The 12,787-nt window shown below is 60.5% G+C and carries 14 protein-coding genes; 7 read left to right on the top strand and 7 right to left on the bottom strand.

The window, feature by feature from the left end; genetic code table 11:
- Positions 1 to 5: 5 nt before the first annotated feature.
- On the top strand, positions 6 to 812 hold the full coding sequence (locus tag SA339_00375) for a hypothetical protein (GenBank protein MDW5561653.1): 807 nt from the start codon (positions 6 to 8) through the stop codon (positions 810 to 812).
- Here SA339_00375 and SA339_00370 read toward each other — a convergent pair.
- Entirely contained in the window at positions 803 to 1,627 is an 825-nt protein-coding gene (locus tag SA339_00370; protein ID MDW5561652.1) for a radical SAM protein, read from the bottom strand. The two genes, SA339_00375 and SA339_00370, sit on opposite strands and share 10 nt — an antisense overlap.
- A gap of 69 nt (positions 1,628 to 1,696) precedes the next feature.
- On the opposite strand from SA339_00370, the gene rpl18a reads away from it, so the two are divergent.
- Genes rpl18a through SA339_00350 form a run of 4 tightly spaced genes read left to right on the top strand, consistent with a single transcriptional unit; the run spans position 1,697 to position 4,039 of the window.
- Positions 1,697 to 1,930 (top strand): 50S ribosomal protein L18Ae, encoded by a 234-nt coding sequence (rpl18a, locus tag SA339_00365; GenBank protein MDW5561651.1) that lies wholly within the window; start codon positions 1,697 to 1,699, stop codon positions 1,928 to 1,930.
- Positions 1,927 to 2,349 (top strand): prefoldin subunit alpha, encoded by a 423-nt coding sequence (gene pfdA, locus SA339_00360; GenBank protein ID MDW5561650.1) that lies wholly within the window; start codon positions 1,927 to 1,929, stop codon positions 2,347 to 2,349. Before rpl18a ends, pfdA begins: the two co-directional genes overlap by 4 nt.
- A gap of 12 nt (positions 2,350 to 2,361) precedes the next feature.
- On the top strand, positions 2,362 to 3,354 hold the full coding sequence (gene ftsY, locus SA339_00355) for a signal recognition particle-docking protein FtsY (GenBank protein MDW5561649.1): 993 nt from the start codon (positions 2,362 to 2,364) through the stop codon (positions 3,352 to 3,354).
- 40 nt (positions 3,355 to 3,394) lie between these two features.
- Positions 3,395 to 4,039 carry a dihydrofolate reductase family protein gene (locus SA339_00350; GenBank protein ID MDW5561648.1) on the top strand — a complete coding sequence of 215 codons (645 nt, stop codon included), beginning with the start codon at positions 3,395 to 3,397 and terminating at the stop codon, positions 4,037 to 4,039.
- On the opposite strand, the gene SA339_00345 is transcribed toward SA339_00350, so the two are convergent.
- The 4 genes from SA339_00345 to SA339_00330 all read right to left on the bottom strand — a co-directional run bounded on the left by SA339_00345 (position 4,040) and on the right by SA339_00330 (position 8,410).
- A complete protein-coding gene (locus SA339_00345) occupies positions 4,040 to 5,296 on the bottom strand; it encodes a M20 family metallo-hydrolase (protein MDW5561647.1) in 1,257 nt (418 codons plus the stop codon).
- Between the two features lie 112 nt (positions 5,297 to 5,408).
- Positions 5,409 to 6,587: an acetyl-CoA C-acetyltransferase gene (locus SA339_00340; protein ID MDW5561646.1), complete on the bottom strand. Its 1,179-nt coding sequence runs from the start codon at positions 6,585 to 6,587 to the stop codon at positions 5,409 to 5,411.
- An 86-nt stretch (positions 6,588 to 6,673) separates the two neighbouring features.
- Positions 6,674 to 7,981, bottom strand: a complete 1,308-nt coding sequence (locus SA339_00335; GenBank protein MDW5561645.1) for a tRNA(Ile)(2)-agmatinylcytidine synthase — start codon at positions 7,979 to 7,981, stop codon at positions 6,674 to 6,676.
- Between the two features lie 33 nt (positions 7,982 to 8,014).
- Positions 8,015 to 8,410, bottom strand: coding sequence for a hypothetical protein (locus SA339_00330; GenBank protein ID MDW5561644.1), 396 nt, complete (start codon positions 8,408 to 8,410; stop codon positions 8,015 to 8,017).
- Positions 8,411 to 8,463: 53 nt separating this feature from the next.
- Here SA339_00330 and SA339_00325 point away from each other — a divergent pair, with 53 nt between their 5' ends.
- Positions 8,464 to 8,814, top strand: a complete 351-nt coding sequence (locus tag SA339_00325) for a DUF3198 domain-containing protein (protein MDW5561643.1) — start codon at positions 8,464 to 8,466, stop codon at positions 8,812 to 8,814.
- Between the two features lie 109 nt (positions 8,815 to 8,923).
- Here SA339_00325 and hflX read toward each other — a convergent pair whose 3' ends face one another.
- On the bottom strand, positions 8,924 to 10,279 hold the full coding sequence (gene hflX / locus SA339_00320; protein ID MDW5561642.1) for a GTPase HflX: 1,356 nt from the start codon (positions 10,277 to 10,279) through the stop codon (positions 8,924 to 8,926).
- A 352-nt stretch (positions 10,280 to 10,631) separates the two neighbouring features.
- On the opposite strand from hflX, the gene SA339_00315 reads away from it, so the two are divergent.
- A complete protein-coding gene (locus tag SA339_00315; GenBank protein MDW5561641.1) occupies positions 10,632 to 11,867 on the top strand; it encodes an ORC1-type DNA replication protein in 1,236 nt (411 codons plus the stop codon).
- A 19-nt stretch (positions 11,868 to 11,886) separates the two neighbouring features.
- Here SA339_00315 and SA339_00310 read toward each other — a convergent pair whose 3' ends face one another.
- Entirely contained in the window at positions 11,887 to 12,765 is an 879-nt protein-coding gene (locus SA339_00310; GenBank protein ID MDW5561640.1) for a hypothetical protein, read from the bottom strand.
- Between the last annotated feature and the right edge of the window lie 22 nt (positions 12,766 to 12,787).

Below are 12,787 nucleotides of genomic sequence, written 5' to 3'. Positions count from 1 at the left end.
TTCCTATGGACTTGAGCAATGCATTGGAGAACGGGGTACGCCTGGCCCAGGTTCGCAACGCCAAGAGGAACCTCATGATCGTACAGGTGGTCATCGTGCTGGCCGCCGTCATCGTCCTCACTTACATGGGCGGTGACATTCAGCTTAAGCCGTTCTACTTCAACATCGGTTCGATCCTGTACTTCATGATCCTCATCGCCCTGGTCATCGGGGTGGAGGGCTTCTTCTTCACCTACCTCGAGCAGTGGTACACCAAGAGCTTCAGCGCCAAGTCCTACATGCTCAAGCGGTCCATCCGCCGGAGCCTGATAGTCATCGCTATCGCTGCAGTGGCGATGTTTCTCGTCCTCACCCCGTTCATCGCCAACGGCATCGCCAACGCCACCAGCGAGTCCGGGAAGACCATGACCGTGGCCACCTTCGACAACCGCGACGAGCTGGGCCTGACCGCCGTGGACACCATACACGTGGTCAGCGGCTCCCCGGCCGAGGTCATCGTGGTCTCCGCCGCCAACTACGAGCAGTACGCCGGCAGCATGGAGGCACTTCGCCAGCATGCCGTCCTCACCGCCGACGACACCTCGCCCGGTCTGGATCTGACCTTCCCCGATTCGCCGTTCGGGATGTACTATATCGTGGTGAACAGCGACCAGTCGGTGGAGGTGTCCTACACCGTGCACCGCACCTTATCCCCCACCTTCGTGGCCTTCATCTCCATGTTCAGCCTTCTGTTCATCGGGATCTACGCTGCCTGGGTCCTAATGGCGATGAAGATCCGGAGCCGGTTCACCAAGAGCTCGGTCTACCGGTGAAGGGCACAGCAGGCCTGGACCTCTGCCGCCTCCACGCCGGCCGCACGGGCCCATGCCACGGTGGCGGACGCGGGGTTGACCACGCCGGCCGCCCCAGCCTTTATGATCTCGATCTCCGCGTCCGCCCGGCCGCGGGGGCGCATGCAGCCCAGGAGCACCGGCGCGTCGATCCTTCTCACCGCCTGCCGAACGAAGCGGAGCAGGCGGTCGGTGGGGACGGCGCTACCGTCGCTGAACCCCGGCGGAGCCATCAGGCCCAGCACCACCAGGGCCTCGATGCGCACCGATGATAGGAGGTCCAGAGTATCCTCCTCCCCCCGCTCCGACTGTAGGCCGACGCATACATGGGGCACCACGGTGCCCGGGGATAGGAGCTCCAGCGTTCGGCGGTAGTCCTGCGGAGAGGCGTCCAGGTGCAATCGGCCGGCGATGACCTGGCGGTCCTGCAGGACGTCCACCGAGAACGCGTCCGCCCCCGATGCCAGCAGCGCCCGGGCTGCCTCGGCGTCCACCAGCCCAGGATGGAGGTTGACCGTAAGGGAGGTCCCCTCCTTGATTTGACGGACCGCTCCCAGGAAGGGGCCGAGGGGCACCCGGCCCCGGGCATCGCATCCCCCGCTCAACAGGAACCCGGTGCCTCCGGAGGCCTCTAGGGACGAGACCTCGTGCAGCAGCTGCTCGGAGGTGAGGACCGCCCTCATCCCCGAGAGATAGCGGCCCCGGCAATGCTCACACTGCAGTTCGCACCGCCCCCCGGTTACCGAAAAGGCGGGGTACTTTTTTCCTGGACGGTAGAAACGCAGCGGAACGACCACGCTACTGCTACGCCCTCCGACACCAAAAGGTTTATTGGAGGGAGTACATTCCAAGGGGCGAGGATTTATATGAAGGCCTATCGCGCTACTGGTGAGTTCAAGACCGGCAAGTTCAGCTGGCAGAAATTCAGCATCGAGGTCGCCGCTGAGAACGAGGCCGGCGTCACCGAGCAGATCTACTCCAACTTGGGAAGCCGCCACCGGCTCAACCGCTCCCAGATCAAGATCAATGAGATAAAGGGCATCCAGGGCGAGGAAATCGTCAACCACGCGGTGAAGTACCTCGCTGAGGGGCATCAATGAACGAGGCGGAGCTGCGCCAGGCGATGTCCACCCTGGAGATCTTCCGCGCCCAGCTCGAGAGCATCAACCAGAACCAGCAGATGGTCCAGATCTCCTTGGAGGAACTGGGGCGGGCCAAGGAAACGCTCGTCCAGTACCAGAAGGCCAAGGAGGGGGACGAGGTCTTGGTGCCCATCGGAGGTAACTCCTTCGTGTTCGCCAAGGTCGCCACCAACGCCAAAGCCATCGTGGGAGTGGGAACCGGGGTGTCCGTGGAGAAGTCCATGGACGACGCCATTAAGACCATGGACGAACGGGCCACCGAGCTGATGGACTCGATGAAGAAGCTGGCCGACCGCCGGATGGTCATCGAGGAGCAGGCCGCCACTCTTTCCCAGGCGGTCGATCAGGAACTCCAGGCGTTGCAGCGCGGTCCTTAGGCGGGTGAGCGGTTGTTCGAGTCGCTGAAGAAGAAGCTCTCCGCCCTGCGGGGCAAAGCGACCGAGGAACCACAACAGGAGCCTCAACCGCAAGCTCCAGCCGTAGCCAAGGAGCAACCGCAGACGCCGCGGGCCGCCGCGGCCGCGGTCGGGGACTCCGGCCGTAAGATCGACGAGAAGGAGGTCGATGAGCTGCTGTGGGAGCTGGAGCTCGGGCTACTGGAATCGGATGTCGCCCTCCCGGTCATCGAGGAGATCAAGAACGGCGTCCGCGAGGGACTGGTCGGTAAGCGCGTCGACCGCAAGTTCACCCTGGACCAGGTGGTAGAGGCCGCCCTCAAGAACGCCATCGAGTCGGTCCTGAAGAAGAGCGAGTTCGACTTCGACGGCTACGTGCGGTCGCACGAGAAGCCGGTCGTCATCATGTTCGTGGGCATCAATGGCACCGGTAAGACCACCGCCATCGCCAAACTGTCCAATCGCCTTCAGAAGATGGGGCTTACCACCGTTCTCTCGGCCTCCGACACCTTCCGGGCGGGGGCTATCGAGCAACTCAACGTCCACGCAGAGCGGCTTGGTACCAAGATCATCAAGCACCAGTCCGGCGGGGACCCCGCAGCGGTGGCTTACGACGCCGTCGATCACGCCAAGGCCAAGCGCCGGGACGTGGTGCTAGTGGACACCGCTGGACGGATGCAGACCAACGCCAACCTGATGGACGAGATGAAGAAGATCAAGCGGGTCGTACGCCCCCATCTGATGATCTTCGTCGGCGATTCCCTGGCCGGGAATGACGCCATCGAGCAGGCCATAGCCTTCGATAAGGCGGTGGGGATCGATGCCGTCATCCTGACCAAGATCGACACCGACGCCAAGGGCGGCGCCGCGCTCTCGATCGCCAACGCCATCGGCAAGCCCATCGCCTTCCTTTCGACCGGACAGGAGTACGAGGACATCATCAAGTTTGACAGCAAGTGGATGCTGGACCGCCTTTTCTCTGACTGATCTCTTTTTATTTTCCCTTTGGTTCTTCTCAGGGAAGAACATGCTGCCTTACTTGGTCATTCACAACGCCGTCAGCGTGGACGGCCGGATGGATCGTTTGGATGTCGACATGGAGCTCTACTATTCGCTGATCTCCACATGGAAGGAGGACCTCACGCTGTGCGGCTCGGAGACCATGATGCGATCCGGAATCGAAATGTGGGAACATGACGGGTCCACCGACCCGTCACGGCCCCTCCTGGCAGTGGTCGACTCCCGCGGCCGTTTCCGAAGCTGGGGCAGGGCTGTTCCGTCGATGTACTGGCGGGCGGGGGTGGCGCTATGCTCGGAGCTCACGCCCCGAGAACACCTCGAGTACCTGAGGAAGGAGGGGGTGGAGGTGATGGTCGCCGGGAGGGACAAGGTGGACCTCCGGGCGGCGCTGGAGATGCTGTCCGAGAAGCACGCGGTCAAGGTGATCAGAGTGGACAGCGGAGGCACTCTTAACGGGGTCCTGCTCCAGGCGGGGCTGGTGAGCGAGGTGAGCGTCATGGTCCAGCCGCAACTGATTGGAGGCGCCTCCCCCAGCTCCCTGTTCCAAGTACCCGACCTACCTCCGGGGGAGAGGGGCCTGAAGGCCGAGCTCATCTCCTCCCGCGAGCTCAAGGGGGGCGCGGTGTGGCTGCGCTACCGGGTGCTGAGGTGATCAGTACTCGATGTGCGTTTCCTTGAACTGCCCGGGATAGCACAGGTTGGCCAGCAGCACCGAGAAGACCTTGGCATCATTAACCAGATTGTCGACCCGGGTGTACTCGTCGACCTGGTGGGCCATCTCGTCCAGCGTTTCCCAGACATAGGCGTCCAAACCTTCCTGGCGGAACCAGTTGGCGCAGGTCTGACCGCCGATCCCGATCGTCCTGGGCTGGACGCCCAGCACGTGGCGCACCGCCTTACTCAGGGCCCTGGCCCCCTCGCCGTCGACGCGCGAGGCCTTGCCGGCAGGATCGACCCGGATTGCCTCGACCTCGATCGCCGCCCCGGTCCTCCGCTCGAACACCCTGCCGATCTCCTTGGCCGCCCGGATGCACTCGTCAGGGTCGTACTGCGGCAGAAGACGGATGTCGAAGAAGGTGATGTCCTCGCCCGGTACGGTGTTGATGTTCTCCACATTGGCAAGCTTCTTGGTGGGCTCGAAAGTGGAGCCCGAGGGATTGAACAGACGGTCCTCGGCCGGAAAGTGGCCGGCCAGCTGGTCCGCAAGGAACAGGATCAACTCAGAGCCGACCCTCAGGGCGTTAAGGCCCTTTTTGGGAGTGGACGCGTGTACCTGCTTGCCCTTGACCGTGATCTTGAGCCAGATGATCGACTTCTCCGCCACCTCGATCACCGAGCCGTCCGCCTCCCCGGCGTCGGGCACGTAGAACAGGTCGTCCTTTCCGAAGAGGCCCTGGCGTATTAGGTACTTGATGCCGAAGTCCGAACCGGCCTCCTCGTCGGCGACGACCGCGATTCCCAGGGTGCACTCCGGCTGAAGGCCGGAATTTAGTAGGGCGCGGGCCGCGAAGAGCGAAGAGATTACTGCCTGACCGTTGTCCTCCGACCCCCGGCCGAACAACTTGCCGTCCACCACCGTGCCGTCGAAGGGGGGATAGGTCCACGCCTTCTCATCTCCCGGGGACACGGTGTCCATGTGGGAGACGATCCATACCGTGCGGTCCGTCTTTCCCTTCTTCTTGGCGAGGACGCTTGGACGCACCCCCGGCGCCACCCGGGGGTCCGGCGCATTGTAGGTCTCGACGTCCTCGAACCCAATGTGATGCAGCAGGTCGTGAATGAAGCGGGCACGTTCGACCTCCCCCTGCCCCCCGTTCTCCGGTCCCATGGCTGGGATCCTGAGCATTTCGGTCATCTGCCTGATCATGTCGTCGCGGTCGTTGTCCACCGATCTCAGCAGCTCGTCCATCGTAGGCAGGGTCTCACCGAATGGGAATGGACGATGCCACATAAAGTCTATCGCCGAACCGGTCAGCGGGAGAAAAAGTAAACCCCCGCTAAGGCGGGGGAAGGGATTGTGATCATTCCCGGCGGATAATCATCGACACCGCGTTCCCGCCACCCAGGCACAGGGTTGCCAGGCCGGTGCGGGCACCGCGGTCGTGCATCGCGTAGATCAGAGTGGTCAGCACCCTGGTGCCGGAGCAACCGATGGGATGGCCGAGAGCAACCGCGCCGCCGTTCACGTTGAAGCGATCGTCAGGCACCTTGAGGGCCCGCTTGACCGCAACCGAGGCGGTGGCGAAAGCCTCGTTGTGCTCGAACAGATCGATGTCCTCGATGCCCATTTTGTTGCGCTCCAGCAGGGTGCGGGTGGCGGAGATCGGCGCCTCCATGATCCACTCCGGCCTGGTGCCCCCGGTGCAGTAGTCGACGATGGTGGCGAGCGGTTTTATTCCCCGAGCCTCGGCGTACTCCCTGGAGGTCACCACCACGGCGGCCGCGCCGTCGCTGATCTGCGATGCGTTGCCGGCGGTGACGACGCCGCCCTCCTTGAACGCCGGCTTGAGCTTCGCCAGGGCGTCTATGGATATGTCCGGGCGGACCCCCTCGTCCTGGCGGAACTCGATCTCCTCCTTCTTGACCTTCATCTTGATCGGCACGATCTCCTTGTCGAAGCGGCCCGCTTTCTGGGCAGCAGTGGCCTTGACGTGACTCTGGTAGGACAGTTCATCGGCCTCCTGCCTCGTGACGTTGTGGCGCTCTGCCACCAGCTCGGCGGTATTGCCCATGTGCTGGTCGGTGGGGGCGTCCCACAGGCCATCACGAACCAGGTGGTCGACGATCTTGTTATCCCCGAGCCGATAGCCGAAGCGGCCCTCCATGAGAAGGTAGGGGGCGGCGCTCATGTTCTCCATACCTCCGGCCACGACCACGTCGTTCTCCCCGGCCCGTACGGAGGAAGCGGCCAGCATGACCGTCTTCAGCCCCGAGCCGCATATCTTGTTGATGTTCAGGGAGCCTATCTCCACCGGCAGTCCGGCCTTCAATGCCGCCTGTCGGGCGGGGTTCTGGCCGACCCCGGCTGAGAGAACAATGCCCATCATGCACTCCTGCACGTCCTTGGGCTCCAGCGTGGCCCTCTTGACCGCCTCGGCAATGGCCACGGCCCCCAGCTGGGGGACTGGAAAGTTCTTCAACGAGCCTCCAAACTTGCCGACCGCGGTACGGGCGGCACTGATGATGACCGCTTCCTTCAAATGATCATGCTCCTGCTGTATCCTGGGAGCTGCACTCCCATCCGTAGCGGCCAGGGAATTGGCGTATAAAAAAACTGCCGGTCATTCTATACGACGATGGTCGATTGCACGCCCATACGCTTCAGCGGCTTCGACAAATGGCGACGGGTGCACACCGGCGGCTCGTACCATCCCGGGCCGATCTGACGCACCTCTTCCTGCATAGTCGCTTCCAGCCCCTTCGTGCCGCACTCCCGGCAGCGGTAACCCTGCCCCTGCCCCGCCGACTTGGTCCGGCGGCCGCACGCCGGGCAGGGGGGGTTTGAGAGCTTCACCATCGACCGCGCCAACGATAGGACGTTGAGCTTCTCGATGTTGAGAGTACGGGGAGCTTCGCGCAGCTCTCCCATGACCTGGACCCGGTCCCCCGGTCGCAGCTGGCGCACGATGGCCCGGAAGCCCTTGGAGGGTTCGTAGGCGGCGCAGTCGACGTCGCCGTCCCGGGTGCTAAGAGCGAAAATCACATGGCCGCCAGGTATGGTGGCCGGCATTGTTGCCACATTCCCCTCCACCAGGTACGAGGAGTTTGGCACCAAGCGGTCCCACGCGGTGATTATGTGGTCGTCGGTCCCCTGGTTGGTTATGAACATCAGCCACCGGTCCACCGGCTCGGAGGCTACCGAGGACGCCGCCTTGACGAGGTCGAGGGGAGAGTCGCCCCGGATGCCGTAGAGGACGGGACAGGTGGTGTGGGGCACGATGGCCGGACGGCCAGCGACATGCTCGTAATTGTTGAAGGTAGAGGGGAACCGCCGGTCCAGGAGGGCGATGTCCTCCGGGGAGACCTCCCGAGGACGCCCCCACCGTTCCCTCTCCCGATACGCCAGTACCTCGTAGGTACGGTCCATCGGCCTCCACGCCGCGGCCGCCGCGGCGCCTATCAGCCCGCGACCGGAGTTGATCTCGAAGGTTCGCGCCCCCACCCCTCGCAGCGCGGCTAGCGCCTCCTCTTTGTCGATGATCCGCCGCACCGCATGCCGATATAGCTCCCCCTCGGGGGCCTCGGCGGTGACAACCAGGCCGGGATCGGAGTCGTCCCTCTGCGACCATCTCTCCACCACCGGCCAGCATCTGGCCATTATTTCATCGGGATCAGGGTCCTCCTGGGAACGGGCGTAGCAGAGAACGTCCTTGCCATCCATATGACCGCACAGCCGCGGCTGCCCGATCCCCCGGCCCACCCTGATGCATATGGCCCCGTTCCCCCTGGTCTTCCAGGGGACCGCTGGGTTGAGCCGGACCAGTCTCGGCAGCCCGATGAGATCGTGGTCGGAAAGGGCCCGTACCAGTTCCGTGGCGAGGAACGTGGTGCACATCCAGGTGGACGAGTCAGTGTCGTCGGCGGCGATGAACATGGGCCTTCAGGCCACCGAAGGGGCGGGGGGATATCAATCCTTTCCGGTCGGAGGCAGCGAGATCTCCTGAACAAAGAGGAAAGAGGGGTCATCGGAGGAGCGCATCACCGTGATCGTCACCGTCGACCCGCGGTCCAGGGGAGTGGACAATAGATGAGCTGGGCAGAAGGCCCTTGCCTCGCCGCCCACCCCATCGGCGAGCTCGAGGAGGTACCCTCCGGTACATATCCGGCATTCCAAGACCACCAACGTCATGGTCGCAGCGTCCGCGTCCAGGTCTCGGAGCTGGGGCATCTCGACAGGATTGAAGTCGGAGAGGGCCATGAGCGCGGCAATGGAAACAGAGGCCACCATAAGCAGGACGAGGGGGCTAGCGTGGGGAGCGCGCACGCTCGGACCAACGAACTGGAAGGTCTCGAAGATTTTCATTGCATCTAAGTTATGAGGATAATCTTGAATAGGCCATCGCAGATTTGGCCTCCATGTCTAAGCCATACACCGTGCAGCATGCCCGGGCCATCTCCCTGGCCATCCTCGGGGCGGGCGCGGTCTTGATGATCGTGGGATTGCTTGATCTCCTGGGCGATTATTTCCGCGATATCGGTGCCTGGGGCTACTGGCTCATCGGGATCGGGGCGGTCATGACGCTCGTCGGCGTCATCTGGTTCGTGACCTATCGCTTAAATGTGCGCAAGTTCAACAAGCTCATCGATGAGAAGAGCAAAGCCGTCTTCGTGAAGCAGCTCGACGACGTTGAATACCTTGCGTGGAAGCTTCCTGTGAATTATGAGGAGCGCCTCGCGGTCAAGAAGAAAAATTTTGGGGTCAAATAAGGGGGCAAGAGGGGGACCCCTCTATTTCCACTGGAACTAATCGAGCGGTACCGGGTCTGTTATCAGGTCTGCTCACTCAGGCCGCCGATGTTCCTTTCCAGTGAATGTCTCAGACCGACTGGCCACCAAGTGAGACGATTTTATTGACTATGTTGGCGTGGTCCTTCTCCTGACAGAAAAGGTGCACTTCCACTTCTTGATCATATTTCACTTGCACTACTTCGGTGCGCGAGTGCAGCCACGAGAGGAAGGGCTCCACCCCCTCCCCATGTGGAAGCCGGAAGCGCATCTCTACCGGGTACTGGAAGGTGGAAGAGATGACGTCGTGCAGGATCTTGATCCCGTTCCCGGTACGGACTGAGGTTGCCAGTATGTCTCTGGCCGGTAATATTTCCGCGGCTAGGGCCCTCTTCTTGGGAAGCTCGTCAGCGCAATCCAGCTTATTGAGAACAATGATGATCGAAGATGCGTCCACCTCCGGGAAAAGTATGTCCCGGGAGGTCTCGATCTTCCGTCTGACCTCGTCCACTGAATCGGACGCGTCTATCACCAGGATGACCAAATCGGCAAAATAGACCTCGTCGATGGTACTCTTGAAGGATTCGATGAGGAAATGAGGGAGGTTTCCCAGGAAGCCTATGGTGTCAGTGATGAGGATTGGTTTGTTCTCTCCTTCGAGACGTCCGGTGGTCGTGGCCAGTGTCGAGAACAGACGATCCTCTACCAGGACCTTCTCTGAGGTCAGGGCATTGAGAAGGGATGATTTGCCGGCGTTAGTGTAACCGGCAATGGCGACGGTGCTGAACCCTCTCTTGCGTCGCTGCTGCCTCCTGAGACTGTGGTTGACGTCGAGCTTCTGAAGCTCACCGTCAATGCGGCTGAGCTGGCGCCTGATAAGCTCATAATACGCATCGGTCTCGTAAGCGCCGCCGCCGAGGAAGCCAGGGTGCTCGCCGGCCTTGGCATTGTGGATCCATTCACGGAGGAGGGGTATCTCGTAGATCAGCTTGGCTCTCAGAACCTGGAGCTGGGACTCCCTGGATGATGCTCTGGTGGAGAATATATTGAGTACGAGACGGATGCGGTCGACGCATTCCACTCCCAGTTCACTCTCCAGTAAGTAATGTTGGGAAGGTTTGAGCTCCCCATTGAACAATAGAACGGGAACGGAACGCTTAGCGAGGGTTTCTTTGACCTCTTCCAATTTTCCTTTCCCCACGAATGTCTTGCTATTGGGATGGTTTCGTTTTTGAATTATCTCGAAGAGCACATCGTATCCGGCAGAACGGGCAAGTTCCTCGAGCTCCGGTAGATCCTCGTCCAAGGTTACGATTCCAACCGGAATTTCATTCCCTCTAGAATCTTCTTTTTTCAACTTTTTTCCTTCCTTTTCTTTACTATATATAACGTAAGTATATTGTCCTTCTCTACTCTCTCTTTTTTTAAAATTTCCTTCGTCTCTCATTCTCTGTTTCATTTCCATTTTTCGTCCACGCCCATCGACACTTTTTTTTCTGCACCCGCACTTGCACCGGTCACCCTTCGACCATTCTCAACAAAAATCATCGCGCACGTCCAGTATGATTTTTAACCACCCCTTCCGATGGGACGGGTGCACTAATGTTATCTCCAATGGAAATGAAGGGGTGGGGGTCCTCTTGCCGCTCTGTCCAAAAATAGCCTGTTACGGGCTGGACGCATTCACTAGAAAAACTAAATTATACCCCTCCTATATTTGACCAATGATAAGGCCCCGACCGCTTTCCAATGGAAATTAAGGGGTCGGCCGGAACCTTTTTCAAAACGGGGGAAAACACCTGGACGAAAGCATATTCCAACCGTATCTAAACTCGAAGAAGATATTCCAGCGCAATCGTGAGATCCTCCGTCCATCCTACATTCCGGACGAGCTTCCCCATCGCAAGGAACAGATCAACCAGCTTGCTTCCATTTTGGTGACCGCGTTGCGGGGCGACCGCCCCTCCAATGTGCTCATATTTGGCAAGACCGGGACGGGAAAGACTGCCTCAGTGAAGTATCTCGGAAAGGAAATCCAGAAAGCCGATTCCCAGTTCAACCGGGTGACCTATCTCTACATGAACTGTGAGGTCGTGGATACCCAATATGGTGTCCTGCAGAACATCGGTAACATGTTCATCGGCGATTTCAACGAGCGAATCCCCTTCACCGGGTGGAGCACCGAACGGGTGTACAACATCCTGCGAGAGAAGATCGACGAGACCAACCGCGTAGTGATTTTAGTGCTCGATGAGATCGACAAGCTGGTATACAAATCCGGGGACGACGTGCTCTACCACTTGTCTAGGATCAATGACGATCTTCAGCGGGCCAAGGTATCGCTCATCGGCATCTCCAACGACCTGAAGTTCACCGAATTTTTGGACCCCAGGGTCAAGAGCCGCCTCGGTGAGGAAAAGATGGTCTTTCCTCCCTACAACGCCGAGCAGCTCCGGGACATTCTCAACCAACGCTCCGATTTGGCCTTCTTCAGCGGGGTCGTCGATCCTGGCGTGGCGCCGCTGTGCTCGGCCCTCGCGGCGCAGGAGCATGGGGATGCCAGACGCGCGCTTGACCTACTGCGGGTGGCGGCCGAGATCGCCGAACGCAACGGCGACGACAAGGTCACCGAGGCCCACGTCTACAAGGCCAAGAACAAGATCGAACTGGATTGTGTAACCGAAGCCATCCGTACGCTTCCTACCCAGTCAAAGCTGGTCCTCATGAGCATCCTCCTTAACGAGGAGCGGGGGGACGGCAGGCTTACCACCGGGGACGTCTACGAGACCTACCGGGAGCTTAGCCAGATGGTTGGGGTCACCGTCCTAACACAGCGCCGTGTCACCGACCTCATTTCTGAGCTGGACATGTTGGGGATCATACACGCCCGGGTCAAATCGTTCGGTCGGGGCGGGCGGACCAAGGAGATCGAGTCCTCGGTACCGAGGGTGGAGACTAAGAAGATCCTCGAGGACGATGAGATCCTGCAGGCCATCAAGAACTACCGGCCCAAGAACCAGACCACCCTGATCTAGGCGGGCCCGTCTTTCCCGGTCACTTCCCCCGCTTCGACCTTTTCTTCATCACCGCGGCGATCACGTCCACGGCGATGGGGATGGTGATGATGAGGGCCAGGGACATGATGAGGTTGACCTTACTGTTCTCCGGCGTATAGGAGGGCGCGGTGCCGGTGGCGTACAGCTTGAGGAGGCCGAACCACGGCAGCTCACCCCGGGCCTTACCTACGATCCAATCGTCCTTTATTGGCTCTTTCACCGCACTTATCCACTTCTGGTCGTACTTGCCGATGACTGTGCCATTGGGGCCGATGTAGAAGTTATTGTCGCCCATGGTGACGAGGCCGCCATGCACCTCTCCGGAATACCCGGGTGAGGTCATGTAGTCGAGCATTGCTCCCAGGTCGATGGTCACGGTGGCGTTGGCATACCCGATGCCGTACAATTCCACGGTGTCTTTGAGGTTCCACCACTCTTGAGCCTCCCCGGGCACCGACCACATCGAGGCCGGCACCTTGGCCAGATCGGGGATGTCGAACCCCCCACCGGTCGAGTTGTAGACGAGCTCGCAGATGGCCCGGTGGATGATGGGTTTGCTCATTCCCGCCTTGTAATAGATGACCACGTCACCTGGCTCACCGTAAGTGGAGTGGCCGGTGACCATTCCCTCGAGGTAGGTGACCACGTCATCTGTGGACCCAACGCTCTTGACCACCACGATGTCCCCGGTGTCAATCACCCCGATCGAGCTGGTATCGGCATGCTGCATGCTCTTCGACTCGATGACCACCATGGGGGGCCATACCCCGCTGTAGGCGAAGATGCCGCCCACGATAATGATGAAGACCACCGGGGCGATGATGAACGGCTTGAGCCTCGACCACCAATACCTAGGACCTCTCTGGGTGGATGGCACGAGGTCACACATGCAGAAGACA

The organism is Methanomassiliicoccus sp. (genome assembly GCA_033485155.1).
In the GTDB taxonomy this organism is placed as follows: domain Archaea; phylum Thermoplasmatota; class Thermoplasmata; order Methanomassiliicoccales; family Methanomassiliicoccaceae; genus UBA6.
Note: the sequence above shows the minus strand (reverse complement) of the source record. Positions and strands in the feature narration are given on the sequence as shown.